Origin of the sequence: Arthrobacter sp. FW306-2-2C-D06B (assembly GCF_021789175.1) — a bacterium.
Classification (GTDB): domain Bacteria; phylum Actinomycetota; class Actinomycetes; order Actinomycetales; family Micrococcaceae; genus Arthrobacter.
In genome coordinates, this window is sequence record NZ_CP084560.1 from 3,037,498 (window position 1) to 3,062,054 (window position 24,557).

Sequence of the window (24,557 nt, forward strand, 5' to 3'; positions counted from 1 at the left end):
TTAGTTTTCTTCCAGTCCCAGTTCGGATGCCACGGTCACGACGTCGTTTGGCACCTTGACCGGCTGGACCTCGCTGCCGTCTTCGGTGCGGAGTGCCCACTGCGGGTCCTTGAGTCCGTGTCCGGTGACGGTGATGACAATCGTCTTTCCGGTGGGAACCTGGCCTGCCGCGTGCTTCTTGATGAGTCCGGCAACGCCTGCCGCGGAACCGGGTTCCACGAAGACGCCTTCCTTGGCGGAGAGCCAGCGGTGGGCATCGAGGATTTCCTCGTCGGTTACGGCATCGATGAAGCCGCCGGATTCATCACGTGCCGCGATGGCCGTGTCCCAGGATGCAGGGTTGCCGATACGGATAGCCGTGGCGATCGTGTCCGGTTCGGTGATGGGGTGGCCTGCTACGAACGGTGCCGCGCCTGCTGCCTGGAATCCCCACATGGCCGGCGTCTTGGTGGAGACGGCGGGAAGGGTGCCGGCGGTTGCGGACTCGAAGGGCGCGGAGTACTCCTTGTAACCCTTCCAATACGCGCTGATGTTGCCCGCGTTGCCGACCGGCAGGACGTGGATGTCGGGAGCGTCTCCGAGGGCGTCGACGATTTCGAAGGCGCCGGTCTTCTGGCCCTGGATGCGCGCAGGGTTGACGGAGTTCACGAGGAACACCGGGTAGGACTCGCCGAGCTTGCGGGCGATGTCCAGGCAGTTGTCGAAGTTGCCGTCCACCTGCAGGAGCGTGGCGCCATGTGCGATCGCCTGGCTGAGCTTGCCCATGGAGATCTTGCCTTCGGGGACCAAAACGGCACACTTCAGCCCGGCGGCCGTGGCGTAGGCTGCGGCGGAGGCCGAGGTGTTGCCCGTGGAGGCGCAGACAACCGCTTTGGCGCCTGCTTCGACGGCCGCCGTCATGGCCATCGTCATGCCGCGGTCCTTGAAGGACCCTGTGGGGTTCATGCCCTCCACCTTCAGGTACACGGTGCACCCGGTAAGTTCGGAGAGCTTCTGCGCGTGGACGAGCGGAGTTCCGCCCTCGCCGAGGGTAATGACCTTCGTGGCTTCCGTTACAGGCAAACGATCAGCGTATTCGCGGATTACTCCGCGCCATTGGTGAGCCACTTAGACCCCTTCTACCCGCAGGACGGATGTCACAGAATTGATGACGTCCAGGCCCTTGACGGCCTCGACGGTTGCCGCGAGTGCGGCTTCGGATGCGCGATGGGTGACGATCTTCAGCTCGGCAGACTCAACCTTCGAGGCGGCGTCGCGGTGGATCGTCTGGCGCATGATTTCAATCGATACGCCGTGCTCCGCAAAGATGTGGGTGATCCGGGCCAGCACGCCGGCCTGGTCGGCAACGTCGAGACCGATGTAGTAGCTCGTGGTCGAAGCATCGATCGACAGCGCGGGCACGTAGCCGGTGGTGGTCTCGGTACGACCGGGGCCGCCAAGCACCACGCGGCGGGCCGCCGAGACGAGGTCGCCCAGGACGGCAGACGCCGTCGGGGTCCCGCCGGCGCCCTGGCCGTAGAACATCAACTCGCCGGCATTTTCGGCTTCGATGAAGACTGCGTTGAACGCACCGCGAACGGCTGCAAGCGGGTGTTCGCGCGGCAGGAGGGTGGGGTGGACGCGGACTGAAATGCCGCCGTCGCCGTTTGGGTTGTCGATCTTCTCCGCGATGGCCAGCAGCTTGATGACGAAGCCCGCTTCCTTCGCCGCAGCGATATCCGCTGCGCTGACCTTTGTGATGCCTTCGCAGTAGACGTCTTCGAGGGCGAAGCGCGTGTGGAAGGACAACGACGCGAGGATGGCGGCCTTGGCTGCGGCATCGTGGCCTTCGACGTCGGCAGTCGGGTCGGCTTCCGCGTATCCGAGCCGTTGTGCCTCGGCCAGCGCGTCAGCGAACTGCGCACCGGTGCTGTCCATCTGGTCGAGGATGAAGTTGGTGGTGCCGTTGACGATGCCCAGGACCCGGGTGATGCGGTCGCCGGAGAGGCTGTCGCGGATGGGGCGCAGGATCGGAATAGCTCCGGCGACGGCGGCCTCGTAGGAGAGCTGGACGCCGGCCTTGTCGGCCTCTTCGTAGAGCGTGGGGCCATCCTGTGCCAGGAGTGCCTTGTTGCCGGTCACGACGCAGGCGCCGTTCTGCATGGCGGTCAGGATGAGCGAACGGGCCGGCTCGATGCCGCCCATGAGCTCGATCACCAGGTCGGCGTCCTTGACCAGGGTGTCGGCGTCGGTGGTGAACAGTTCGCGCGGCAGTTCGACGTCGCGCTCTGAATCGATGTTTCGCACGGCGATGCCGGACAGCTGCAGCCGTGCGCCAGTGCGGGCCGCAAGGGCGTCGGCGTCGTCAAGGAGAATCCGCGCTACCTGGGCTCCCACGTTGCCACAGCCCAGCAGGGCCACCTTCAGGGTTCGCACTTCAGACATTCGCCACTCCCATGTCGCGGTTCAAGAGATCTTCTTCGGTTTCCCCGCGGACGATCAGCCGGGCGGATCCATTGCGCACAGCGACAACGCCAGGCCTGGCCAGATAGTTGTAGTTGCTTGAGAGGGCCCAGCAGTAAGCGCCGGTTCCCGGTACAGCGAGCAGATCACCGGCTGCCACGTCTTCGGGCAGATATACATCTCTAACAACTATGTCGCCGCTCTCGCAATGTTTGCCCACTACTCGGGACAGTTGCGGGGCGGCGTCCGAGGCCCGCGAGGCGAGAATGGCCGAATAATCCGCGTCGTACAGCACCGGACGGGCGTTATCGCTCATGCCGCCGTCCACCGACACATAGCGGCGCGGGAACGTAACGTTCTCGTGCCCGGCCGTCGCGCCAGGCGCATCCACCCGAACGGTTTTCAGCGTGCCGACCTCGTACAACGTGAAGGTGCTGGTGCCCACGATTGCGCGGCCCGGTTCGATCGAAATACGCGGCGAGGTGATCCCCAGTTCAGCGCACTTGGAGCGTACGACGGCGGCCATCGCCTGCGCGATTTCGGCCGGCGGGCGGGGGGTGTCCACCGGCGTGTAGGCGATGCCGTAGCCGCCGCCCAGGTCCAGTTCCGGCAAGACGATGGAGTACTTCGCCTGCATCGCGGCGAGGAATCCCAACAGCTTCTCGGCTGCCAGGGCGAAGCCGTCCGGCTCGAAGATCTGGGAACCTATGTGGCAATGCAGGCCCAGGAGGTCCACATTGGAGTACGAGGTGGCCGCCGCGACGGCTTCTTCGGCGGCCGAGAGGCCCGCTGACTCGGTGGTATCCCCGGCCATGGAAAGACCGAACTTTTGGTCCTCGTGGGCCGTGGCGATGAACTCGTGGGTGTGGGCGTGGACGCCGGGAGTCAGCCGCAGCATGACCTTCGCCGTCTCGCCGCGGCCGGAGGCAATCTTGGCAACCCGCTCAAGCTCATCGAGGCTGTCCACCACGATGCGTCCGAGCTTCATGTCCAGTGCCCGGTTGATTTCGGCATCGGACTTGTTGTTGCCGTGCAGCCCCAAGTTGGCTCCGTCGATGCCGGCGCGGGCCGCGACGGCGAGCTCGCCGCCTGAGCACGTGTCCAGGCGCAGGCCTTCCTCGGCCACCCAGCTGGCAACGGCCGTGCACAAGAAGGACTTTCCGGCGTAGTAGACGTCCACTCCCCCGCAAATGTCCTCAAAAGCCGCATCAAAGGCATCTTTGAAGGAGCGGGCGCGGGCACGGAAATCGCCCTCGCTCATGACGAACAGCGGCGTGCCGAACTGCGCCTTGAGCTCGCTGACGGGAACCCCGTCAATGGCGAGTTCGCCGTCGTCGTTCCTCTGGACACCTTCGGCCCACATCGGCGAGTGAAGCGCGTTCACGTCCTCCGGCACGGCGAGCCATTCGGGGGCAAGGGGCGAGGCTGCTGCGTTGTTGGGGTTTTGCTGCACGCCCATCACATCCGTTCCGGAGCTGAAACGCCGAGGAGTTCAAGTCCGTTGGCAAGCACCTGGCTCGTGGCGTCGTTGAGCCACAACCGTGTGCGGTTGACGTCCTGCACCGGCTCGTCGCCGAGCGGTGAGACGCGGCAAGCGTCGTACCAGCGGTGGTAGGCGCCGGCGATGACCTCGAGGTGGCGGGCCACACGGTGCGGTTCGCGGAGCTCCGCTGCCTTGGCAACGATGGACGGGTAGCTGCCCAAGTAGGAGAGCAGCTCGTTCTCGGTGGCGTGGTCCAGCAGGGACGCGTCGAAGGCGCTGTGATCGACGCCGGCCTCGATCGCGTTGCGTGCCGTGCCGCGGGAGCGGGCATGCGCGTACTGGACGTAGAACACAGGGTTTTCGTTGCTGTTCTTCTTCAGCAGTTCCGGATCCAGCGTCAGTGGCGAATCGGCGGGGAAGCGCGCGAGCGAGTAACGCACGGCGTCCTTCCCGAGCCATTCGATAAGGTCCTTGAGCTCGATGATGTTTCCGGCACGCTTGGACAGCTTGGCGCCGTTGACGGACACCAGCTGGCCGATCAGGACCTCGATGTTGACCTCGGGGTCATCGCCTGCACAGGCGGCGATGGCCTTGAGCCGGTTGATGTACCCGTGGTGGTCGGCTCCGAGCAGGTAGATCTTCTCCGTGAAGCCGCGGTCCTTCTTCGACAGGTAGTACGCGGCGTCGGCGGCGAAATACGTGGGTTCGCCGTTGGCACGGATCATCACGCGGTCCTTGTCATCGCCGAAGTCCGTGGTGCGCAGCCAGACGGCCCCGCCGTCGTCGAACACGTGGCCCTGCTCCCGGAGGCGGGCGACGGCGGATTCGATCGCTCCCCCGTCGTGCAGTTCCTGCTCGGAGAAGAAGACATCGAAAGCCACACCGAACCCTGCCAGGGTGTCCTTGATGTCCTTCATCTGGGCCTTATAGGCGGCGGAACGGATCACGGGCAGTGCTGCCTCGTCGGTCAACTCGCGGATTGCCGGATGGGCCTTGAGAACCTCGTCGCCGAGTTCCCGGATGTACTCACCCGGGTAGCCGCCCTCAGGAACGCCGCGTCCGTGCAGGCGGGACAGTACCGAGTTCGCGAAAACGTTCATCTGCGATCCGGCGTCGTTGATGTAGTACTCCGCGGTGACGTCCGCACCGGAGGCACGGAGGACCCGGGCAATGGAATCGCCCAGGGCGGCCCAACGCGTGTGGCCGATGTGCAGCGGTCCCGTCGGGTTGGCCGAGACGAATTCCATGTTGACCACATGGCCCGCGAGCGCCTGGTTGGTTCCGTAGGAGCTTCCCGCCTCGACGATGACCTTGGCCAGGGCGCCGGCGGCGGCTGCATCCACGGTGATGTTGAGGAAGCCCGGGCCCGCGATGTCCACGGCTGTGACGCCGTCGATCGCTTCCAGGCGCTTGCCCAGGATTGTAGCGAATTCACGCGGGTTGGTCCCTGCATGCTTGGCAAGCTGCAAGGCAATGTTCGTGGCCCAGTCGCCGTGCTCCCGGTTCTTCGGTCGCTCCACGCGCACATCCTCGGGGAGGGCAGATTCGGAAAGGGCAAGCTCGCCGGCGGCGACAGCGTCTTTCAGGCAGGCGGATATGGCGGCTGAGAGTTCTTCGGGAGTCACCCATCTAGCCTACCGGTGGGGCTTGCAACTGGTGGAATTCTTATGCTTAGCAATGCGCACATGCGGGCACCAGCGCGCACCCAGCCGCCGCCCAGCTTCGGCCAGCAGAGCTCCCAGACTGAACCGATAGGCTGAAATCAACGTCAATGGTGTGATCGGCCCACGGCCCGGAGCAACGTGCATTGACCCTTTTCGAGTCCAGTTGAAACGAGCAGAACCATGACTACGCCACTCCGCAAGGGCCTTCTGGTGGGCGCCGCCGGCCTCTCCCTGGCCAGTTCGGTGGCAGCTTGCGCCCCCTCGGCCCAAGGCAGCACCCCGCAAAAGACCTCCACGATTTCCGGCCCGTATAAGGACGGTACCTACAGCGCGGACGGGGACTACATTTCACCCAACGGTGGTGAAACCGTGGGCGTCAAGCTGACCTTGGCCGGTAGCACGATTTCCGCGGTGGACATCACCGTCCATGCCAACAACCCGAACACCAAGGAATTCCAGGGGCAGTTCAAGAACGGCATCGCCGCGCAGGTGGTCGGCAAGAAACTGGACGAGATCAACGTCTCAAAGGTAGCCGGCTCCTCGCTGACCAGCGAAGGATTCAACAAGGCCGTCGAAACCATCAAGTCCGAGGCCAAATAGGGGCATGACACACACCGGCTGGAGCGTTTTCAGCTTCGACGGCATCGGGACAAGATGGGAAATCTCGACGCCGGAGGAACTCCCGGACGGGGTGCGCGCCAGCCTGCTCGGCGTCGTGGAGGACTACGACCGAAGCTATTCGCGTTTCCGGGACGACTCCCTGCTTGCAGCGCTCGCCCGTGAAGCCGGCACCGTCACCCTCCCCGCCGGGGCAGGAGAGTTGGAACAGCTATTCAAAAAGCTGTACCGCCTCAGCAACGGCGCCATGACGCCTCTCATCGGCGGCAGCCTCGAGCGTCTGGGCTATGGTCCAGGCTATGCCCTGCGGCCCCTCGGCCACCCCATGCCGGCGCCGCGTTGGGAAGACGTCCTCGACTGGAACGGCACAAAGATCTCCGCTTCCGCACCGGTGGTCCTGGACATCGGCGCTGCCGGGAAGGGCCAATTGGTGGACCTTGCGGCTGCGGTCCTGCGCTCAGCGGGAATCACGGAGTTCCTTGTCGATGCCAGCGGCGACATGCTCCATTCCGGGGCGGAACCCTTGGGCGTGGCCCTCGAACACCCGTACGACCCCAGCCAGGCGATCGGCGTCGTCAAACTCCGCTGCCGAGCGCTGTGCGCTTCCGCCGCCAACCGGCGCGCGTGGGGCGACGGACTGCACCATGTCCTCGACGGCGCTACCGGGCGCCCGATTGAGACGGTTGTGGCCACGTGGACCATGGCTGCCACGGCAATGGAAGCCGATGCCTTGGCCACGGCGCTCTTCATGGTGGATCCGACGGTGCTTGAGGGAGAATTCGATTTCTCCTGGCTCAAGGTCTATTCGGACGGACATGCCGCCTATTCGGCCGGCTTCGAAGGGACACTGTTCTCATGATTGCCATCAAAGCGCGTGTGGATGCCTGGCTTGGCCATTTCACGATGTACCGGCTGATCCTCTGGGTCCTTGCCGTGCTCGCGGCGTACAGCCTGGTGTTGGACGCCTTGGGCTGGCTAAGCTTCGGGCTGCCTGAAATGCTCGTCCACCTCGTGCTGTGCCTGGCTCTGACGTACGCATCCAACCGGCTCATGGCGATGCTCTTCAAGGTCCAGCCGCATTCGGAGTCCTCGCTCATCACGGGCTTTCTGTTGTACTTCCTGTTCTGGCCCACCGAGCTGACACCCTCGGTCCAGATCCAGGATCTCGCCGGAGTCGCCGTGGCATGTGTCCTCGCCTCGGCATCCAAATACGTCCTGGCCTTCCGCGGACGGCATATTTTCAACCCCGCCGCCGCGGGTGCCTTCATTGCCGGGCTCACGGGCTTGAACATCGCCACGTGGTGGGCGGCAACTCCTGCCATGCTGTGGCTCCTGGTCCCCGGGGTGCTGCTGGTGCTGTACCGGACGCTGAAGGTTCTCATGGCCTGCGTTTTCCTCGTAGTGGCGCTCTCGGTGGTGTGCGCCGTACTCTTGCGGGGCGGCATGGCTTTCGGCTCCGCGGTGTCGCAGCCGATCGCGCAGCAGCCGCTTCTCTTTTTCGTCGGCTTCATGCTCACCGAGCCCCTCACCCTGCCTCCCCGGCGATGGCAGCAAGTGGCATTGGCCGCCGTCGTGGGCTTGTTGTTTGCGGTGCCCTACAACCTGGCCGGCGTCATCGCCAATTCGCCGGAACTCGCGCTGCTCATCGGGAACCTCCTCGCGTTCCTCGTGGGGCAGCGGGGCGGAATCATGCTGACGTATAAGGGATCGCGTCCCCTGACGCCCTTCACCACCGAATTCCGTTTTGAGCCACGACGGCCGGTCCGTTTCCTGCCTGGGCAGTTCATGGAACTCAACCTTCCGCATTCGCGCTCCGATGGGAAAGGACGGCGACGGGTCTTCAGCATCACCAGCCCGCCGGGCTCGCCGGAAATGACATTCGGCGTCGGCACGGCGGAACCAGTCTCCACCGCCAAGCGCGCGTTGCTCGCGCTTGAGCCTGGAGAGTGCATCACTGGAACAGCGGTGGGCGGTGACTTTGTCCTGCCGTCCGACGCCGGCAAACCCGTACTGCTCATCGCTGCTGGAATCGGGATTGCGCCTTTCCTTTCCCAACTGGCGTCAGGCGACTCCGCACGAAGGGACATCGTCGTGCTGTATCTCGCCCCCAGCGTTGCCGAACTTGCCGGGAGCGATGTCCTGGAGGCCTCGGGCGCACGGGTCATCGCCCGCCTTTCGGACGGTTCCCCGCCGCCGTCGTTCATGCACGACGCCGGGCGGAGCCGCATCGACGGCGACTCCCTGCGGGAGCTCATCCCCGATGTCGCCGAGCGGGACGTATACGTCTCCGGGTCGCCCGCAAACGTCGACGCCCTTCGCTCCGCCGCCCGCCATGCCGGAGCCCGACGAATCCACGTGGACGCTTTCGCGGGCTACTGACGGCTCGCCCCCGCCCGTTTTTCATTGCGGCGCGGTGACCTGCTAAGCTCATGGACGTCCCTCCGGCAACGGACGGGAGCCCCGGATGCCCTCGTAGCTCAGGGGATAGAGCGTCTGCCTCCGGAGCAGAAGGCCGTAGGTTCGAATCCTATCGAGGGCACAACAGAAAACCCCGCCAGTTCAAGGAACCGGCGGGGTTTTTCTTTGCCTGGCCGCGTTGCGGGGGACATGCCGCACCCGGCCGGCTAAAAAGTCGGTGGCCGCTCCTAAGCTGTTCGTACCCGTCCAAAAAGGTACGAAAGGGTTCGCCGTGATTTGTTCCATCATTCCTCCCTATATGCTGCGAAGGCTGGCGGCCCAGCACGAGCCCCGCCTGCGGGTGATTGCGCGCGCGGCCAAGGAATCCCTGCTACACATCAAGAACCTCCAGGCGGTCCGGGCGCTTCCCGTGCCGGTCCCTGTGCCCACGGCGCGCCAGGCGAAGCCCGGCCCGCCCAAGCGGACCATCTACGACGCAGGCTCCACCGAGGCCTTGCCGGGGAAGCTCGTCCGCAAGGAGAAAGGTCCGGCGGCGGGCGATGCTGCCGCCGATGAAGCCTACGACGGACTCGGCGAAACCCACGCGCTTTATGCCGAGGCGTTCAGCCGGAATTCAATCGACGGCGCCGGGCTGAAACTCGATGCCACAGTCCACTACGGCGAACTGTACGACAACGCCTTCTGGAACGGCAGCCAAATGGTCTTCGGTGACGGCGACGGCGAGATCTTCCAGAGGTTCACGAAGTCGCTCAGCGTGATAGGGCACGAGCTCGCCCACGGAGTCACCCAGTACACGGCAGCCCTCGCCTACCGGAACCAGGCCGGAGCCCTCAACGAGTCCATGTCGGATGTTTTCGGGGCACTGGTGGAGCAGTATGCCAGAAAGCAGTCGGCAGCCGAGGCCAGCTGGCTGATCGGCGAGGGCTTGTTCACCGACGCCGTCCAAGGCGCCGCCCTCCGATCCATGAAGGCACCAGGGACCGCGTATGACGACGACGTGCTGGGGAAGGATCCGCAACCGGACTCCATGGACAAGTACGTCCGAACTACCGGGGACAACGGCGGGGTCCACATCAACTCGGGCATCCCCAACCGGGCGTTCTGCCGTGTTGCCCTGGAGCTAGGCGGCAACGCCTGGGAGGCGCCGGGACAGATCTGGTACAACACGCTGAGCAGCGGCTCACTGCCTGCGACGTGCACCTTCGGACGCTTCGCAAAAGCCACAGTGGCGTCTGCAGAGGAGCTCTTCGGCGCGGGATCAAACGAGCATGACGCAGTCCGCACGGCGTGGGAAACTGTGAAGGTAAAGCTCTAGCAGCACCCTCCGGAGCAGTGGAAGCCGCAGAACATGAAAATCACTGTCCAGCGCAGCGGTGGCGTCGCAGCGATCACACGCGTCTGGACCGTGGATGCCGCCACTTCCGAAGACAAGAGACGCTGGCTGCCGATCGTGGAGGCCTGCCCTTGGGACCAGGTGCCATCCCGCGCACTAGCGGCCGCGCAGGCAACCGGCAGAGCGGCCGGGCAAGCCGACCGGTTCATGTATTCGATCCGCGCCGGACAACACCGGGCCACGCTTCCGGAAACCGATGTCACCGGGCCATGGCACACCCTCGTGGAGAACGCCAAGGTAGAGGGACGCGAGACCCTCCGCCGCTAGCCGACCTCCGCCAATTGGCCACGGAAAGCCCTCCGGTACGACTGCGGGCTCGTGGCCAGGACCTTGGCGAAGTGGTGCCGCAGCAGCACGGAATGTCCGAATCCGGCTTCGCGCGCAATTTCGTCGATGTTCAGCTCCGTGGTTTCAAGGAGTTCCTGTGCCCGGAGCACGCGTTGCGAGTTGAGCCAAGCCGCCGGCGTGGCACCTGTTTCGGCCCGGAACCGGCGTGCGAAGGTCCGGGCGGACATGTGCAGCCGGGAAGCCAGTTCGTTGACGCTGTGGTCGTGCTCGAGGTTCTCCACCATCCAGCGCAGCAATGCCTCCATGGGCGCGGAGCCGCACGTGGGCATGGGCCGGTCGATGTACTGGGCTTGGCCGCCGTCGCGGTGCGGCGGAACCACCATGTCACGGGCAATGGCAGCAGCAACGTGGGCGCCAAGCTCGACGCGAATCAGATGCAGGCAGGCGTCAATGCCGGCGGCCGTGCCGGCACTTGTGATGATCGTTCCGTCCTGGACGTAGAGCACATTTTCGTCCACGTGAATCTGCGGGTACCTGCTGGCGAGGTCCTGTGAATAATGCCAGTGCGTGGTGCAGCGGCGCCCGTCAAGGAGGCCTGCACGGGCAAGCGCGTACGCCCCGGAACAAATTGACATGACCCAGGCCCCGCGCGCGTGCGCCGCCCGTAGCGCAGCCAATACAGACTCCGGCACGTCCTCATCCCGTCCGTAGGGAGCCATGATGACCAGGTCGGCATCGGCCGTGGCTTCCAGGCCCAGGCCGACGTGCATCGACAGCCCGGACTTCATCCTCACGTCTCCGGGGACGGGAGTGCAGACCCTGAAGTCAAAGGCGGGAACGCCACTCCCACGGTCCGCGCGGTCAATGCCAAAGACCTCGCAGGCGGTCCCGAACTCGAAGATCGAGAAGTTGGGAACAACAATGATTGCCACCGTTTTCAACATAGATCCAGTGTGGCAGAAAATTGCCTAAATGGGTCATTTCTGCCACTGTTTCTTGAGGTACACCAGGACCACGATGGAGTCATGGAATTCATCGGAGTCTTGCTCTTCATCATCCTCATCATCACTGCCGCCGCTTCCATCTCAGCTGTCCTTCGGGACGGCCGCGGCCGGCTTCCCGACCGTTCCGAGCCGTGGACGGCGAGGGATCTGCCTAACAACTCATGCTGGACACTGCGCGCGTTCTAAGCACAGTCTGCCCCTGAACACGGACGACTTTTGTCCGCATCGTGGGCTAGATTCGGTGCCATGATCCAAACATCCGCGAGGCTGCTGCAATTGCTGTCCTTGTTGCAGGTCCGGCGTGAATGGACCGGCCCGGCATTGGCCAAGCGGATGGGTGTCACGGAGCGCACCGTCCGCCGTGATGTCGACAAGCTCCGGAACCTCGGCTACCCCATCCACGCCTCGCCGGGGATAGCCGGCGGTTACCAACTGGGCGCCGGGGCGCAGCTCCCGCCGCTGCTGCTCGACGACAATGAAGCACTCGCCGTCGCACTGGGGCTCAACTCCGTGGCGGCGGGTCCGGTCGCCGGTATCGGCGAAGCGTCGGTTCGAGCCTTGGCCAAGCTTGAGCAGGTGCTGCCTGCACGGCTCCGCCCGAAGTTCGCGATGCTCAAGGCCGCGGTCACCACACTTCCGAGCAACGCGGCGTCGGTAGACCCCCAGCAGCTCACGGTGGTCTCAGCGGCCATCGCGGACAAGCGACAACTCAGTTTTGACTATGTCAAGGCTGACGGCGAGGCTGGCCGGCGTTTGGTGGAGCCATACCGGCTGGTGGACACCGGGCGGCGCTGGTACCTGGTCGCTTGGGATGTGGACCGGGAAGACTGGCGCACGTTCCGCGCCGACCGCATCGCCACGCTTCCGGCCGAACGGAAGAAGTACGTGCCGCGCCCCCTGCCGGCCAAGGATCTCGCGGACTACGTCCAGCGCTCCGTGACCCGCTCGCCGTACCGTTACGACGTCGTCGTGCGGCTCCGCGCCCCGATCGCCGAGGTGGCCGCCGTCGTCGGCCCGCAGCTCGCGAGCTTGAGCGACGACGGCGGGAACGCCACCTTGCTCCGCGCCGGCTGGGACAGCCTGGCGCAGCCCGCGGCACACCTCGCAGCGCTCGACATGGACTTCGAAATCATCTCCCCTGAAGAATTCAAGGACTACGCGCGCACTATGGCCGGGCGACTGGAAAATGCGGCCGGGCATCGCGGACTGCAAGGCGACGCGCCGCCACAGTAGACTGTCAGCAGCCATGACACTTCATATTTCCTACCCCGCAGAGCTGCCCGTTTCCGAGCGCCGCGAGGACCTGATGGCGGCCATCGCCGCAAACCAGGTGACCATCATCGCCGGCGAAACCGGTTCCGGCAAGACCACCCAGATCCCCAAAATGTGCCTGGAACTCGGCCTCGGGGACAAGGGCCTGATCGGCCACACCCAGCCGCGACGCCTCGCCGCGCGTACCGTTGCCGAACGCATCGCCTTCGAAATGGGCGTGGAGATAGGGCAGGAAGTGGGCTTCCAGGTCCGTTTCACCGGCGAAGTCAGCAGGGCCACCAAAATCAAATTGATGACCGACGGCATCCTCCTGGCCGAGATCCAGCGGGACAAGCTGCTGCGGAAGTACAGCGCCATCATCATCGACGAGGCACACGAGCGCAGCCTCAACATCGACTTCATCCTGGGCTATCTGAAGCGGATCCTGCCGCAGAGGCCGGACCTGAAGGTCATCATCACCTCGGCGACCATCGACCCCCAGCGTTTCGCGAGGCATTTCGGCAGCGAAGAAGAACCTGCGCCGATCATCGAGGTCTCGGGCCGGACCTACCCGGTGGAAATCCGCTACCGTCCGCTGTCCCAGCCGGCCGGCGGCAGTGCCTCCGGCGAAGATGAGGACGCATCCGACGACGAGCTTGAGGAAGACCGCGACCCCCTCGACGCCGTGTGCGACGCCGTCGACGAACTCTCGCTCGAGGCTCCGGGAGACATCCTGGTGTTCTTCTCCGGCGAGCGCGAGATCCGCGACGCCGCGGAAGCCCTGAACGGCCGGATCCAAGCCAACCGCCGGCTGGCGGGCACGGAAGTCCTCCCATTGTTTGCCCGTTTGAGCCTGCAGGAGCAGCACAGGGTCTTCAACCCGGGCGGCAAGCGGCGGATCATCCTCGCCACCAACGTCGCGGAAACTTCGCTGACGGTGCCGGGCATCAAATACGTCATCGACACTGGAACGGCCCGCATCTCCCGCTACTCGCACCGCACCAAGGTGCAGCGGTTGCCGATCGAACGTGTTTCGCAGGCATCGGCAAGCCAGCGTTCCGGCCGCTGCGGTCGCGTCTCCGAGGGTATCGCCATCCGGCTCTATTCCGAAGAAGACTTCGAGTCCCGCCCCCCGTTCACTGATCCGGAGATCCTGAGGACCAACCTCGCCGCCGTCATCCTGCAGATGACGGCCATGGGCGTCGCCCGCGGCCCCAAAGACGTCGAAAACTTCCCCTTTGTCGAGCCGCCGGACTCCCGTGCCATCAACGACGGCGTCACGCTCCTGCGCGAACTCGGCGCCCTCAGCGCAGCGCGCACGGGCGACGGCGGCGCTCCCCCGGCCATCGACGGCGGCAACACTCGTGCCGGCGGCGCAGAAAACCGGGGCGGCCTGACCGCCGTCGGGCAGAAGTTGGCCCAACTCCCGGTCGACCCCCGGCTCGGCAGGATGATTGTGGAAGCCGGAAGGCGCGGCTGCGTCAAGGAAGTCATGATCCTGGCAGCGGCCTTGACCATCCAGGATCCCCGCGAGCGCCCAAGCGATAAGCAGCAGCTTGCCGCCGAGAAGCACGCGCGCTTCCGGGACGAGAACTCGGACTTCACCGGATTCTTGAATCTGTGGAACTACATCCAGGAAAAGCAGCAGGAGCTGTCCTCCACGCAGTTCCGCCGGCTGTGCAGGAACGAGTTCATCAACTACCTGCGCGTCCGCGAATGGCAGGACCTCTTCCAGCAATTGCGCCAGCTCGCCAAGCCGCTGGGCATCACTATCGACAACAAGCGCGAGGCCGACCCCGTAGGCAACAACGAGGGAATCCACATCAGCCTGCTCTCGGGACTGCTGAGCCACATCGGCATGCTGGATGAACGCAAGCGCGAATACGCCGGAGCACGCGGCAGCCGATTCGCCATCTTCCCGGGCTCGGCGTTGTTCAAGAAGTCGCCCGCTTTTGTGATGGCTGCGGAGTTGGTTGAAACCAGCCGGCTCTGGGCCCGGGTCGCGGCGAAATTCGATCCCCTGTGGGCCGAGCAAGTTGCACCGGATCTCGTGAAGCGCTCCTACAGCGAGCCCCACTGGTCCACCCGGACGGGCTCGGTCATGGCCCACGAGAAGGTGATGCTCTACGGAGTTCCCATCATCCCGAACCGCCGCATCAACTACGGCAGGATCGACCCCGAACTCTGCCGCGAACTCTTCATCCGGCATGCCCTCGTAGAAGGCGACTGGAAGACCCACCACAAATTCTTCCACCGCAACCGCGCTTTGCTCCACGAGATCGAGGAACTCGAGACGCGGATGCGCCGCCGGGACATCCTGGTGGACGACCACACGCTGTTCGAGTTCTACGACGCCAGGATCGGCAAGGACGTGGTTTCCGAACGCCACTTCGACAAATGGTGGAAGGAAGCCCGCCAGCAGGACCCCACCTTGTTGGACTTCGACCAATCGCTGCTCATCAGCGAGGACGCCGAAGCCCTGGATGATTCCGCCTACCCGAAAACCTGGCTGCACAAGGGCTTTGAGCTGCCCCTGAGCTACGAGTTCCATCCCGTGGCTCCCGGCTCGCCGCCCAATCCCTCGGACGGGGTCACAGCCGAGGTTCCCGTGCTGTTCCTCAACCAGCTCGACGACGCCGCCTTCCGATGGCAGATACCGGGCCAGCGGGTCGAGCTCGTCACGGCCTTGATCAAGTCGCTGCCCAAACAGATCCGCAAGAACTTCGTGCCGGCCCCGGACGTGGCCCGGCAAGCGGCTGTTGCGTTGGAAACCGACTTCGATCCCGCCTCGGACGATCTCGAAACCTCACTCGAGCTGGTGCTGCGCCGTATCCGGGGTCACATCATTCCTCCGGGATCGTGGAATTGGGACGCTGTGCCGGCGCACCTCCGCGTCAGCTTCAAGGTAGTGGACAGCCGCGGCAAGGTGCTCGACGAAGGCAAGGACCTGGCCGCGCTCCAGGAACAGCTGGCCCCGGCTACCCGCCGGGCCATCGCCGAATCCCTTGGGGCAACCCCCGCGACGACGGCACGCGCCAACGGTCCGAAGGGCGCCCCACGTGCCGCGGGTGCCGGAGCCTCCGGTCGAAACGGCGGTGGCGCGACCCCGCAGGCCGCCGGATTCCTGTCCGAGCAAACCGGGCTCACCGAGTGGACTTTCGGAGCTATCGAACGCCAAGTCACGCGCACGGTGAAAGGGCACGATGTCACGGGGTTTCCCGCTCTCGTGGATGAGGGAAAATCCGTGGGGTTGCGCGTGTTCCAGACCCGGGCGGAGCAGGAGCCTGCAATGCGCGGCGGCGTGATCCGGCTGCTGGCCCTGCGGGTTCCGGCCCCGGACCGCTACGTCCTGGAACATTTGAACAACACCGAGAAGTTGACGTTCAGCCAGAACCCGCATGGTTCGGTGAGCGCCTTGATCGCGGACTGCGTCCTGGCGGCCATAGACAAGCTGACTCCGGCCGAACTTCCTTGGGACAAGGCGGCGTTCGATGCCCTGTACGAACTGGTCCGCGCCGAACTGATCGACACCGTCTTCACGGTGACCGCCGTCGTCGAACGCATCCTGGGGAGCACCCGGCGGATCGAGAAGCAACTCAAGGGCAGCACGAGCCTCGCCTTGATCAGTGCGCTCAACGATATGAAGAGCCAACTGGAGCAACTCGTGTTCCCCGGTTTTGTGGCACAGGCGGGCTACGCCCAGCTGAGCCAGCTGCCGCGGTACTTGGCCGGAATCGAGAAGCGCCTCGAAAAGCTCCCCAACAACGTGCAGCGCGACGGGCTGAACATGTCGGTGGTGCAGGCGTTGGAAGACGACTACGACGACGCCGTCTCCGCGTTGCTCCCCGGCCGACGGGCAGGAGCGGAGTTAACACGGGTGCGCTGGATGATCGAAGAACTCCGCGTGAGCCTTTTCGCCGTCGAACTCGGCACAGCCTACTCGGTCTCGGAAAAGCGCATCCGGACGGTTCTCAACCAGGCGCTGGCACCCGCATAGGCCCGCCACGGGCTAGGACCCTTTCGGGCTTCCAACAAAGGCGAGCGAGCGTTTGGAAAAAGGGCGACAAAGGTGAGCGAGCGTCGCCCCGGAACCAGGCCGCGTCCATTCCGCGAGCATGCGCGGGAGTTCTACGGCGCCGCGCTTCAGTCCGCCGGAACGGAGTCGCCGTGTCCGGCGGCGATGAGGCCGGCGCGGAGTTTCGCCGCGTTCGCATCGAGCCTCGCAGGGTCCGGGTTGTGCTCTACGGTTCCGAAGTCGAAATCGGCCAGGGATTCTGCCGGGAAGACGTGCACGTGGAAATGCTCCACTTCGAAGCCCACTACGGAGAGTCCTGCCCGTGGTGCGCCAAACGCCTCCACTTGTGCCTTCCCGATTGTCTGCGCGACGGACATGACTTTGTTGAGGAGATCAGGGGGGACGTCAGTCCAGCGGTCCACCTCTGCGCGCGGCACCACGAGCGTGTGGCCGTCGGTAAGCGGGGCAATGGTCAGGAAGGCCACGACGTCGTCGTCCTTCCAGACAAATCGTCCGGGAATCTCGCCGTTGATGATCTTGGTAAACAGTGTGCTCATACGTCTGCCTTTTCCGAAGCGGGCTGAAGGGTCTTGGTATCGAGGACGAAACGGTATTTGACGTCGCCGGCAACCATGCGGTCGTAGGCTTCGTTGAGTTGCCGGGCAGTGACGACTTCGACGTCGCTCACTACGCCGTGCTCGGCACAGAAGTCCAGCATTTCCTGGGTCTCGGCAATGCCGCCGATCAACGAGCCTGCATAGGAGAGGCGGCGCCGGATCAGCGCGCCGGGGTTGACCGGGGGCATGTCGGTGGGAGGCAGCCCCAATTGGAAGAGGGCACCGTTCAGCCGCAAGGTACGGAAGTACGGGTTCAGGTCATGGGGCGCCGCAACTGTGTCGATCATGACGTCGATGGTGCGGTTGGCGCCTTCCATTGCCTCGGGATCCTTCGAGAGGATCACGTCGTCGGCACCAAGTTCTATTGCCGCCTCGAACTTGGCCTCCGAGGTGGTGAAGACAACTACGTGCGCCCCCATGGCCTTCGCAATCTTGACCGCCATGTGGCCCAGCCCACCGAGTCCGACGACGCCGACGACGTCCCCCTCCTCGACGTCGAAGTAGCGCAGCGGCGAGTAGGTGGTGATGCCAGCGCACAGCAACGGCGCCGCCGCTGCAGGGTCAAGGCCCTCTGGCACCCGGAGAACGAAGCGGCGGTCAACCACCACCGAGGTGGAGTACCCGCCCTGGGTGATGGAGTTGCTGTTCCGCGTGTCCTTCACCCCATAGGTGCCAACGTTTCCGCGTTCGCAATACTGCTCCAGGCCTTCGAGGCAGCTGCCGCACTCGCGGCAGGAGTCCACCATGCAGCCGACGCCGACCAAGTCTCCCGGTGCGAAGTCGTCGACGGCGGAGCCCACGCTGCGGACCCGGCCCACGATTTCGTGGCCTGGGACCAACGGATAGTCCTGGGCCCCCCATTCGCCCCGTGTCGCGTGGACATCGGAGTGGCAGAGGCCGCAGAAATCGATCTCGATCTCGACGTCGTCTTCCTTGGGAACGCGGCGCGCCACGGTCAGCGGGACAAGGCCGCTGTCCGCAGATGTGGCGCCGTATGCGGCCGCGAGTGTCGGCGTGCCGTGCGCGCCGGGTGTTGATGGGGCGGCCTCCGCTGTGTCGTCAGCCACGACCAGCGGCTTGCCAAGGGGCGGAGGAACGGGGCGTCCGGGAGTCATGCCTCGACGCTACCCCTGCGGGCCGATTTCTTGCCACTCCGCGCTGCCATGCCCTCCGCCTTTGCCGCAGCCAAGGCTCAGGGACCCGGAGTGCCAAGGGGCGCCGCACCGGTGACCACCGGATTGGCTTCGAGCGAGGACCATTGCGAAAAGGAGCCCGGAAAGAGGGCAGCCCTGAATCCGGCGATTTCGAGGGCGGCGATCTCGTGGGCTGCGGTAACGCCGGAGCCGCAATAGACCGCAACCTTGCTGCCCTCGTCGATGCCCAGGGCCGCAAATCTATTGCGGAGCTGGGCTGCGCGGAGGAACGTGCCGTCCGGTCCGAGGTTTCCGGCTGTGGGAGCGCTCAGCGCGCCGGGAATGTGTCCCGCGCGGGGATCAATGGGTTCGATTTCGCCGCGGTAACGCTCCCCGGCCCGGGCATCGAGAAGAATTCCGTGGTTGTGCCACTCCGCTGCCTCGTCCATCGTGATCGCATCCATGTGGCCGTGTCCCAGCACCACATCGCCCGGAACCGGCGGTTGCTCATCCTGCGCCAACGGGTGGCCGGCCGCGCCCCAGGCACCCAATCCGCCGTCGAGCAGGAAGACGGAGTGGAAACCGGCGTCCCGGAGCAGCCACCACAACCGCGCCGCGGCGGTGCTGCCGCTGTCATCGTACGCGACCACGGTGTCGCCGTCGTTGATGCCCCAGGCACGGGCGCTCCGCTGCAGCGCAGCGGTTGGCGGCAACGGGTGCCTGCCTTGGCCCTCGGCCGTGGGATCAGCGAGTTCGTTGTGCAGGTCGACATAGACCGCGCCTGGAATGTGGCCCTGGCGAAAGTGCGAATGGCCGTGCGGATCGCCCAACACCCACCGGACATCAAGCAACACCGTGCGCTTGCCCGCATCCATGCGGTCCTTGAGCGCGGCTACGTCAATGAGGGTGGCCATCAAAACTCCTTCGTTCCGCTGTGTCTACCAAACGACGTCGACGCTGCCGCAGTGCAGCTGCCGACCGGCTACCAGCCTATCCTTGGGCGGCTGCCTCCGCCGGTAGGCTGGATCGGTGAGCACTCTACGCAACCAGGACCGGGCATGGGCCAGCGAGGCAATCCGACGCATCGAAGCCGAGAACAACCGCTCGGCGGACACGCACCTCTACGCGGTGCCGCTCCCGGAACACTGGGGTGTCCAGCTCTACCTCAAGGACGAGTCCACCCACCGCTCCGGCAGCCTCAAGCACCGTCTGGCCCGATCACTCTTCCTCTATGGCCTGGTCAACGGGTGGATCACGGAAGGGACCACCATTGTTGAGGCTTCCAGCGGGAGTACCGCCGTGTCCGAGGCGTACTTCGCCAGGCTGATCGGGCTTCCCTTCATCGCGGTGATGACCCGGACGACCAGTCCGGAAAAGATCGCCCTCATCGAAGAGTTCGGTGGCGCCTGCCTCCTCGTGGACCATGCCTCGGAAGTCTATGCGATGGCGGAGGAGGTTGCCCGGACGTCCGGCGGCTACTACATGGACCAATTCACCTTTGCTGAGCGCGCCACCGACTGGCGGGGCAACAACAACATCGCGGAATCGATCTTCGAGCAGCTCGCCCTCGAAGAGCATCCGGTGCCCGAGTGGATCGTCGTGGGCGCCGGCACCGGCGGAACCAGCGCCACGATCGGCCGGTACCTGCGGTACCACTGCCACTCGACCCGGCTGGCAGTGGTCGATCCCGAAAATTCCGCGTTCTATCCCGGGTGGCGCGACGGCGTCGCGGACTACTCCACGGGTATGCCGTCCAGGATCGAAGGCATCGGACGGCCGCGCATGGAGCCCAGCTTTGTCCCGGCCGTCATCGACACCATGATCCAGGTTCCCGATGCCGCCTCTGTGGCTGCCATGCGGCACCTGCGCCGGCTGGCCGGACTGCACGCCGGGCCTTCCACGGGAACCAACCTGTGGGGCGTTTGCCAACTGATTGCCGAGATGGTGGCCCGGGGAAAGCGCGGCAGCATTGTGTCGCTCATGTGCGACGCCGGCGATCGCTACGCGGGTAGCTACTACAACCCGGACTGGCTGGCCGGGCGTGGACTGGATCCGGCCCCGTACGAGGCCGTGCTCGCTGACTTCTTCGAGACAGGCATGTGGCCGCGCCGCCTCTAGGCGCCGCGGCGGACTGAGCTAGACCTCCACCGATTCCCGCGGCGACAACCTGGCATAGCTGGTACCGTACTTCGCGCCGATCCGGGTCACGTGGGCTTCCACCAATCCGCGTCCGAGTTCGTTGAGCAGGCCATCGTGGACCGGGTAGGCCTTGGGTGCGCGGACCGCGATCACGAAGTCAACCACCTCGCCCACTTTTGACCACGGCGCGTGGATTGGCACCAGCAGGGTTTGTACGTCGATGCCATCAGGGACAACGAACGAGTCCCCCGGATGGAAGACGTTTTCATCCACGAGGTAGCCGATGTTGGCCACTACCGGAATCTGCGGGTGGATGAGGGCATGCTGCCCTCCGAAGGAACGAATCGCAAAGCCCCCCGCTTCAAAGGACGTCCCGGGTTCGACGGCGTGTACCCGGTCGCCGTCGTCGCCCGCCTTCTCGGCCAGCTGGGAAGCGACCCCCGAGGGTGCGTGCACCTGAAGTCCCGGGTTTCCCTTGAGGGCCCCGACGACGGCGTCCGCGTCCACATGGTCAGCGTGCTCGTGGGTGATCAGCACCGTGTGGGCGCCTGCGAGGGCCTCCTCGGATTCGGAAAAGGTCCCGGGGTCGATCACGAGGACCTGGCTGTCCTTTTGCAGGCGGACACAAGCGTGGGTGAACTTGGTGAGCTTCATGCAGCCAGCCTAGGGCGGGCCTCCAAAGGTGTCCACGAGGCGGTGTCCACGAGCCAGTCTGCAAGCGCGGCCTGCTGGTAACGTTGGTATTTGCGAACATCCACATCGAAATGAGTCCACGAATGTCACACGGCGCCCATGCCGCCACGTCCGGGCCCGCAGCCCGGTCGCTTCCGGATGCGAAGGATCCCGCCGTCAAGGAGCAGCGCGTCACCAAGCAACGCCTTGCGGTCAGCGCCGCCCTGGACGAACTTGACGACTTCGTGAGCACCCAGGAACTGTACCGGCTGCTCCAGAACCAGGGCGTTTCAGTATCCCTGGCAACGGCGTACCGCATTCTGCAGTCGCTTGCCGACGACGGCCTGATCGATGTGCTGAGAAATGCCGATGGCGAAGCCGTCTACCGTCGCTGTGCCGTCACGGGCCACCACCACCATCTGCTGTGCCGCAATTGCGGCAAGGCCGTCGAAGTGGAAGCTCCAGCCGTCGAGACGTGGGCGGCCCGGGTGGCTGCCGAAAACGGCTACACCGAAGTGGCGCACACGGTGGAGATTTTCGGTCTCTGCCCTGAGTGCACCGCCAAGAAGGCTGCGGGCCTGCTCTAGCCAGCTACCGTCTGGTCCTGGACGGCCTGGCCCACGGCAGCGTGGGGACGGACGACCCTACCGTTGATTCCCCGTTTGGCCCGTACGTTGCCGATGATCCGGCACACCACATAGATCAGGAACGACAAAGTGGTGACATACGGGCTGATCGGAATCCGGCTGCCGAGCGCCAGGAGAATTCCACCCACGGTGGCAGTGATCGCAAAGACCACGCTCAGCAAGACCACGAGCCGCGGCGAAGTGGTCACCCGCAGGGCAGCAGCCGCGGGAGTGATCAACAATGCCAGGACCAGAAGCGCGCCGACTATCTGGATGGACAGGGCAACGCTGACGCCGAGCAACACCATGAAGGCAATCGCCAAGCCGCGGACAGGCACTCCCCTGGCTTCCGCCATCTCGGGGTCCACGCTCGCGAAGCTAAGCGGGCGCCAAATTGCGGCCAGTGCGAGCATGACCACCACAGCCGTGCCTGCCAGGACCTGGAGCTGGACAGTGTCCACCGAAACGATCTGGCCGGTCAGCAGCCCGAACTTGTTGGCAGCCCGGCCCTGGTAGAGGGCCAGGAACAAGATGCCAAGGCCCAGCCCGAACGGCATGATGACGCCAATGATCGAGTTCTTGTCCCGCGCCCGCACGCCCATGAGTCCTAGAAGCAGGGCAGCCGCGACGGATCCCGCGAGCGAACCGAAAATGATGTCCGCCCCGATGAGCAGGGCGAAGGAAGCACCGGCGAAGGATAACTCCGAAATGCCGTGCACCGCGAAGGCGAGGTCCCGCTTCATGACAAAAGTACCGATGAGCCCGCCGAGCAGGCCGAGGACCGCACCGGCCCAGATGGAATTCTGAACCAGCGCGAGCAGTTCGCCATAGTTTTCAAAGTTGAAGATGGTGTGCAGGATGCTTCCGAGATCCATTTAGTGACCTTCCTCCACACCGGCGTGGGCGTCATCGTGGTAGTGGGTGGTCGCGTCCGGAAGCCCGACGACGACGATCCTGCCGTTCGCGCGGATGACCTCAACGCGGCTGTTGTACAGCTCGGACAGGACCTCGGTGGTCATGACCTCCTCCGGTGTTCCCACCCGGAACCTGCCGCCTGCAAGGTAGAGAACCCGGTCGACGTAGTCGATGACCGGGTTGATCTCGTGGGTCACGAACACCACGGCGCTGTTCCGATCGTGGCATTGCTGGTTGATGAGGGCACTCACGGCCTGTTGGTGGTGCAGGTCCAAGGACAGCAGCGGTTCGTCACAGAGCAGGAGTTCAGGCGCCGCGGCAAGGGCTTGCGCAACACGGAGCCGCTGTTGCTCGCCGCCGGACAATTGGCCAAGCGGCACGCGGGCGTAGTCGCTCGCCCCCACCAAGTCCAGGAGCGAGTCGACGCGTTCATTGACGGCTTTGGCCTTGATCCGCAGGCCCCAGCGGTGGCCGTCAACGCCGAGGGCAACCAAGTCCCTGGCGCGCAAGGGCGTATCCGGAGCAAAGGACTTCTGCTGCGGAATGTAGCCGATCTTCCGGCTGCCACGTTCGACGGCGTGTCCGGCCACGGTCACTGTCCCCGAGTGAAGCTGCTGCAAACCGAGGAGGACTTTGAGGAAGCTGGTCTTGCCGCTGCCGTTGGGGCCGAGCACAGCGAAGAACTCACCCGCCTGGATGTCCACGTCGAGGTCCTTCCAGAGGGCCCGTTGGCCAAACTGGAGGCCCGCGCCGCGAAGGCTCACTACCGGTGTCAAAAAGATTCCTCGATCCATGGGATTCGCGAAGCGATGGTGCTGGTGGCCTGCTCTTGGATGAACAGAGAGGGCCCCGCAGCCGCCCTGTATATCTTAGGACGATTGCGGGGCCCGTCTGTTCTTATTTGGCGGCGCCGTTTACTTGTTCAGGGCAGAAGCAACGTTGCCCACATTGTCCGTCATCCAGGCGACGTAGTCCTTGCCCTCGGGAAGAGTTTCGGTGAAACCGATCACCGGAACCCCGGCGGCGGTTGCGGCGGCCTTCAGCTTTTCCGTCTCGGCGCTTGCAGTCTGTTCGTTGTACGCCAGGAAGCGAACGGACTTCGACGAAATCAGATCGCTCGTTTCCTTGACGGCTGCCGGCGGAACGTCCGAGCCGACCTCAATAGCGTGGCTGAATTCCTCCGGCGTCTTGTTCTCCAAGCCTGCAGCGTCAAGCAAATACCCGGGAACGGGCTCCGTGATGGCGACCGGAGCGGAGCCCTTGGATGACTTGATTTCAGCGACTTTGGCGCTGAGTCCGGTCAGCGCAGACTTGAACTTGCCGGCGTTGGCCGTAAAGGTCTTGGCATCGGCCGGGTTCAGGTTTCCGAGCTTCGCAGCGACGGCGTCGGCCACTTTCGCCATCGCGTCGAAGTTGTACCAGACGTGCTCGTTAAACCCTTCCGGCACCGCTGAGGGAGACGCGCCGGCCGTCGCCGCGGGAAGGAGCCCCGAAACGTTGACCGCGGTGATCGTCTTGTCCGCAGCCACCTTGCTGTCATCGGCCAGCTTGCTGAAGAAGTCGTCGTAGCCGGCGCCGTTGTCGATCACCAATTGGGCCTTGGAGACGGCCAGCTTGTCCTGGGTGCTTGCCTCGTAGGAGTGCGGATCCTGGCTGGTCTTGCTGATGATCGAGGTGACGGACACCTTGTCACCGCCGACGCTCTTGGCGATGTCGCCATACACGCTGGTGGAGGCGACCACGTCGATCACCCCGGAGGACGACGACGGCGCCGTCGCGGCGGGTGCCGAGCATGCGGCAAGCAGGACGGCAAGGCTGACGGAGGCGGCAAGGGCCGGAACTGCGGCAAGGGAAAGACGGGCGGCGGTAAGGCGCACGG

The 24,557-nt window shown here is 64.8% G+C and carries 22 protein-coding genes and 1 tRNA gene; 11 read left to right on the forward strand and 12 right to left on the reverse strand.

Annotated features, from left to right (window positions below):
* Genes thrC through argS form a run of 4 tightly spaced genes read right to left on the reverse strand, consistent with a single transcriptional unit; the run spans position 1 to position 5,550 of the window.
* Positions 1 to 1,107 (reverse strand): threonine synthase, encoded by a 1,107-nt coding sequence (gene thrC, locus LFT47_RS14175; RefSeq protein WP_236811743.1) that lies wholly within the window; start codon positions 1,105 to 1,107, stop codon positions 1 to 3.
* Complete coding sequence (locus LFT47_RS14180) at positions 1,108 to 2,424, reverse strand: homoserine dehydrogenase (RefSeq protein WP_236811746.1); 1,317 nt, start codon at positions 2,422 to 2,424, stop codon at positions 1,108 to 1,110.
* A complete protein-coding gene (gene lysA, locus LFT47_RS14185; RefSeq protein WP_236811748.1) occupies positions 2,417 to 3,901 on the reverse strand; it encodes a diaminopimelate decarboxylase in 1,485 nt (494 codons plus the stop codon). The genes LFT47_RS14180 and lysA overlap by 8 nt, the downstream gene beginning before the upstream one ends.
* Positions 3,901 to 5,550 (reverse strand): arginine--tRNA ligase, encoded by a 1,650-nt coding sequence (gene argS, locus LFT47_RS14190; protein ID WP_236811750.1) that lies wholly within the window; start codon positions 5,548 to 5,550, stop codon positions 3,901 to 3,903. Before argS ends, lysA begins: the two co-directional genes overlap by 1 nt.
* A gap of 219 nt (positions 5,551 to 5,769) precedes the next feature.
* Between argS and LFT47_RS14195 the strand changes: the two genes are divergently transcribed.
* The 6 genes from LFT47_RS14195 (at position 5,770) to LFT47_RS14220 (ending at position 10,285) form a co-directional block, all read left to right on the forward strand.
* Positions 5,770 to 6,189, forward strand: coding sequence for an FMN-binding protein (locus LFT47_RS14195; protein WP_236811752.1), 420 nt, complete (start codon positions 5,770 to 5,772; stop codon positions 6,187 to 6,189).
* Between the two features lie 4 nt (positions 6,190 to 6,193).
* Positions 6,194 to 7,066 carry an FAD:protein FMN transferase gene (locus LFT47_RS14200; RefSeq protein ID WP_236811754.1) on the forward strand — a complete coding sequence of 291 codons (873 nt, stop codon included), beginning with the start codon at positions 6,194 to 6,196 and terminating at the stop codon, positions 7,064 to 7,066.
* Positions 7,063 to 8,586, forward strand: coding sequence for an FAD-dependent oxidoreductase (locus LFT47_RS14205; protein WP_236811756.1), 1,524 nt, complete (start codon positions 7,063 to 7,065; stop codon positions 8,584 to 8,586). Before LFT47_RS14200 ends, LFT47_RS14205 begins: the two co-directional genes overlap by 4 nt.
* Before the next feature lie 87 nt (positions 8,587 to 8,673).
* A tRNA-Arg gene (locus LFT47_RS14210) sits at positions 8,674 to 8,746 on the forward strand.
* A 177-nt stretch (positions 8,747 to 8,923) separates the two neighbouring features.
* The gene (locus LFT47_RS14215) at positions 8,924 to 9,940 is read left to right on the forward strand and encodes a M4 family metallopeptidase (RefSeq protein WP_236811758.1); all 1,017 of its coding nucleotides are present in this window, start codon (positions 8,924 to 8,926) and stop codon (positions 9,938 to 9,940) included.
* Between the two features lie 33 nt (positions 9,941 to 9,973).
* Positions 9,974 to 10,285 (forward strand): protealysin inhibitor emfourin, encoded by a 312-nt coding sequence (locus LFT47_RS14220; RefSeq protein ID WP_236811760.1) that lies wholly within the window; start codon positions 9,974 to 9,976, stop codon positions 10,283 to 10,285.
* Here the strand turns inward: LFT47_RS14220 and LFT47_RS14225 are convergent.
* The gene (locus tag LFT47_RS14225) at positions 10,282 to 11,250 is read right to left on the reverse strand and encodes a GlxA family transcriptional regulator (RefSeq protein WP_236811762.1); all 969 of its coding nucleotides are present in this window, start codon (positions 11,248 to 11,250) and stop codon (positions 10,282 to 10,284) included. The genes LFT47_RS14220 and LFT47_RS14225 overlap by 4 nt on opposite strands.
* Positions 11,251 to 11,331: 81 nt before the next feature.
* Between LFT47_RS14225 and LFT47_RS14230 the strand changes: the two genes are divergently transcribed.
* From LFT47_RS14230 to hrpA, 3 genes are read left to right on the forward strand one after another with little or no spacing between them, the layout of a single operon-like run.
* Positions 11,332 to 11,496 (forward strand): hypothetical protein, encoded by a 165-nt coding sequence (locus tag LFT47_RS14230; protein WP_236811764.1) that lies wholly within the window; start codon positions 11,332 to 11,334, stop codon positions 11,494 to 11,496.
* Positions 11,497 to 11,556: 60 nt separating this feature from the next.
* Positions 11,557 to 12,543 carry a helix-turn-helix transcriptional regulator gene (locus LFT47_RS14235; RefSeq protein WP_236811766.1) on the forward strand — a complete coding sequence of 329 codons (987 nt, stop codon included), beginning with the start codon at positions 11,557 to 11,559 and terminating at the stop codon, positions 12,541 to 12,543.
* A 13-nt stretch (positions 12,544 to 12,556) separates the two neighbouring features.
* Positions 12,557 to 16,558: an ATP-dependent RNA helicase HrpA gene (gene hrpA / locus LFT47_RS14240; RefSeq protein WP_236811768.1), complete on the forward strand. Its 4,002-nt coding sequence runs from the start codon at positions 12,557 to 12,559 to the stop codon at positions 16,556 to 16,558.
* Positions 16,559 to 16,704: 146 nt separating this feature from the next.
* Here the strand turns inward: hrpA and LFT47_RS14245 are convergent, their stop codons facing one another.
* The 3 genes from LFT47_RS14245 to LFT47_RS14255 form a co-directional block, all read right to left on the reverse strand.
* Positions 16,705 to 17,133, reverse strand: coding sequence for an HIT family protein (locus LFT47_RS14245; RefSeq protein WP_236811770.1), 429 nt, complete (start codon positions 17,131 to 17,133; stop codon positions 16,705 to 16,707).
* Entirely contained in the window at positions 17,130 to 18,308 is a 1,179-nt protein-coding gene (locus LFT47_RS14250) for an NAD(P)-dependent alcohol dehydrogenase (protein ID WP_236811772.1), read from the reverse strand. The genes LFT47_RS14245 and LFT47_RS14250 overlap by 4 nt, the downstream gene beginning before the upstream one ends.
* Positions 18,309 to 18,385: 77 nt before the next feature.
* Positions 18,386 to 19,240 carry a sulfurtransferase gene (locus LFT47_RS14255; RefSeq protein ID WP_236811774.1) on the reverse strand — a complete coding sequence of 285 codons (855 nt, stop codon included), beginning with the start codon at positions 19,238 to 19,240 and terminating at the stop codon, positions 18,386 to 18,388.
* 115 nt (positions 19,241 to 19,355) lie between these two features.
* Here LFT47_RS14255 and LFT47_RS14260 point away from each other — a divergent pair, with 115 nt between their 5' ends.
* On the forward strand, positions 19,356 to 20,444 hold the full coding sequence (locus LFT47_RS14260; RefSeq protein WP_236811776.1) for a PLP-dependent cysteine synthase family protein: 1,089 nt from the start codon (positions 19,356 to 19,358) through the stop codon (positions 20,442 to 20,444).
* Positions 20,445 to 20,462: 18 nt separating this feature from the next.
* Here the strand turns inward: LFT47_RS14260 and LFT47_RS14265 are convergent, their stop codons facing one another.
* Positions 20,463 to 21,119: an MBL fold metallo-hydrolase gene (locus tag LFT47_RS14265; protein ID WP_236811777.1), complete on the reverse strand. Its 657-nt coding sequence runs from the start codon at positions 21,117 to 21,119 to the stop codon at positions 20,463 to 20,465.
* A 122-nt stretch (positions 21,120 to 21,241) separates the two neighbouring features.
* Here LFT47_RS14265 and LFT47_RS14270 point away from each other — a divergent pair, with 122 nt between their 5' ends.
* On the forward strand, positions 21,242 to 21,724 hold the full coding sequence (locus tag LFT47_RS14270) for a Fur family transcriptional regulator (RefSeq protein WP_236811778.1): 483 nt from the start codon (positions 21,242 to 21,244) through the stop codon (positions 21,722 to 21,724).
* Here the strand turns inward: LFT47_RS14270 and LFT47_RS14275 are convergent.
* From LFT47_RS14275 to LFT47_RS14285, 3 genes are all read right to left on the reverse strand, one after another.
* Entirely contained in the window at positions 21,721 to 22,638 is a 918-nt protein-coding gene (locus tag LFT47_RS14275) for a metal ABC transporter permease (protein WP_236811779.1), read from the reverse strand. The two genes, LFT47_RS14270 and LFT47_RS14275, sit on opposite strands and share 4 nt — an antisense overlap.
* Positions 22,639 to 23,472: a metal ABC transporter ATP-binding protein gene (locus tag LFT47_RS14280; RefSeq protein WP_442863398.1), complete on the reverse strand. Its 834-nt coding sequence runs from the start codon at positions 23,470 to 23,472 to the stop codon at positions 22,639 to 22,641.
* Between the two features lie 120 nt (positions 23,473 to 23,592).
* A complete protein-coding gene (locus LFT47_RS14285) occupies positions 23,593 to 24,555 on the reverse strand; it encodes a metal ABC transporter solute-binding protein, Zn/Mn family (RefSeq protein ID WP_236811781.1) in 963 nt (320 codons plus the stop codon).
* Positions 24,556 to 24,557 lie beyond the last annotated feature (2 nt).

What these genes read in the sequence shown, in the direction of transcription:
- lysA (WP_236811748.1), bottom strand. Translation starts at nt 3,901, where the DNA reads ATGGGCGTGCAGCAAAACCCCAACAACGCAGCAGCCTCGCCCCTTGCC.
- hrpA (WP_236811768.1), top strand. Translation starts at nt 12,557, where the DNA reads ATGACACTTCATATTTCCTACCCCGCAGAGCTGCCCGTTTCCGAGCGC.
- LFT47_RS14215 (WP_236811758.1), top strand. Translation starts at nt 8,924, where the DNA reads ATGCTGCGAAGGCTGGCGGCCCAGCACGAGCCCCGCCTGCGGGTGATT.
- LFT47_RS14225 (WP_236811762.1), bottom strand. Translation starts at nt 11,250, where the DNA reads ATGTTGAAAACGGTGGCAATCATTGTTGTTCCCAACTTCTCGATCTTC.
- LFT47_RS14280 (WP_442863398.1), bottom strand. Translation starts at nt 23,472, where the DNA reads ATGGATCGAGGAATCTTTTTGACACCGGTAGTGAGCCTTCGCGGCGCG.
- LFT47_RS14265 (WP_236811777.1), bottom strand. Translation starts at nt 21,119, where the DNA reads ATGAAGCTCACCAAGTTCACCCACGCTTGTGTCCGCCTGCAAAAGGAC.
- LFT47_RS14180 (WP_236811746.1), bottom strand. Translation starts at nt 2,424, where the DNA reads ATGTCTGAAGTGCGAACCCTGAAGGTGGCCCTGCTGGGCTGTGGCAAC.
- LFT47_RS14230 (WP_236811764.1), top strand. Translation starts at nt 11,332, where the DNA reads ATGGAATTCATCGGAGTCTTGCTCTTCATCATCCTCATCATCACTGCC.
- LFT47_RS14270 (WP_236811778.1), top strand. Translation starts at nt 21,242, where the DNA reads ATGTCACACGGCGCCCATGCCGCCACGTCCGGGCCCGCAGCCCGGTCG.
- LFT47_RS14245 (WP_236811770.1), bottom strand. Translation starts at nt 17,133, where the DNA reads ATGAGCACACTGTTTACCAAGATCATCAACGGCGAGATTCCCGGACGA.
- LFT47_RS14200 (WP_236811754.1), top strand. Translation starts at nt 6,194, where the DNA reads ATGACACACACCGGCTGGAGCGTTTTCAGCTTCGACGGCATCGGGACA.
- LFT47_RS14220 (WP_236811760.1), top strand. Translation starts at nt 9,974, where the DNA reads ATGAAAATCACTGTCCAGCGCAGCGGTGGCGTCGCAGCGATCACACGC.
- LFT47_RS14275 (WP_236811779.1), bottom strand. Translation starts at nt 22,638, where the DNA reads ATGGATCTCGGAAGCATCCTGCACACCATCTTCAACTTTGAAAACTAT.
- LFT47_RS14255 (WP_236811774.1), bottom strand. Translation starts at nt 19,240, where the DNA reads ATGGCCACCCTCATTGACGTAGCCGCGCTCAAGGACCGCATGGATGCG.
- LFT47_RS14235 (WP_236811766.1), top strand. Translation starts at nt 11,557, where the DNA reads ATGATCCAAACATCCGCGAGGCTGCTGCAATTGCTGTCCTTGTTGCAG.
- LFT47_RS14205 (WP_236811756.1), top strand. Translation starts at nt 7,063, where the DNA reads ATGATTGCCATCAAAGCGCGTGTGGATGCCTGGCTTGGCCATTTCACG.
- LFT47_RS14250 (WP_236811772.1), bottom strand. Translation starts at nt 18,308, where the DNA reads ATGACTCCCGGACGCCCCGTTCCTCCGCCCCTTGGCAAGCCGCTGGTC.
- LFT47_RS14195 (WP_236811752.1), top strand. Translation starts at nt 5,770, where the DNA reads ATGACTACGCCACTCCGCAAGGGCCTTCTGGTGGGCGCCGCCGGCCTC.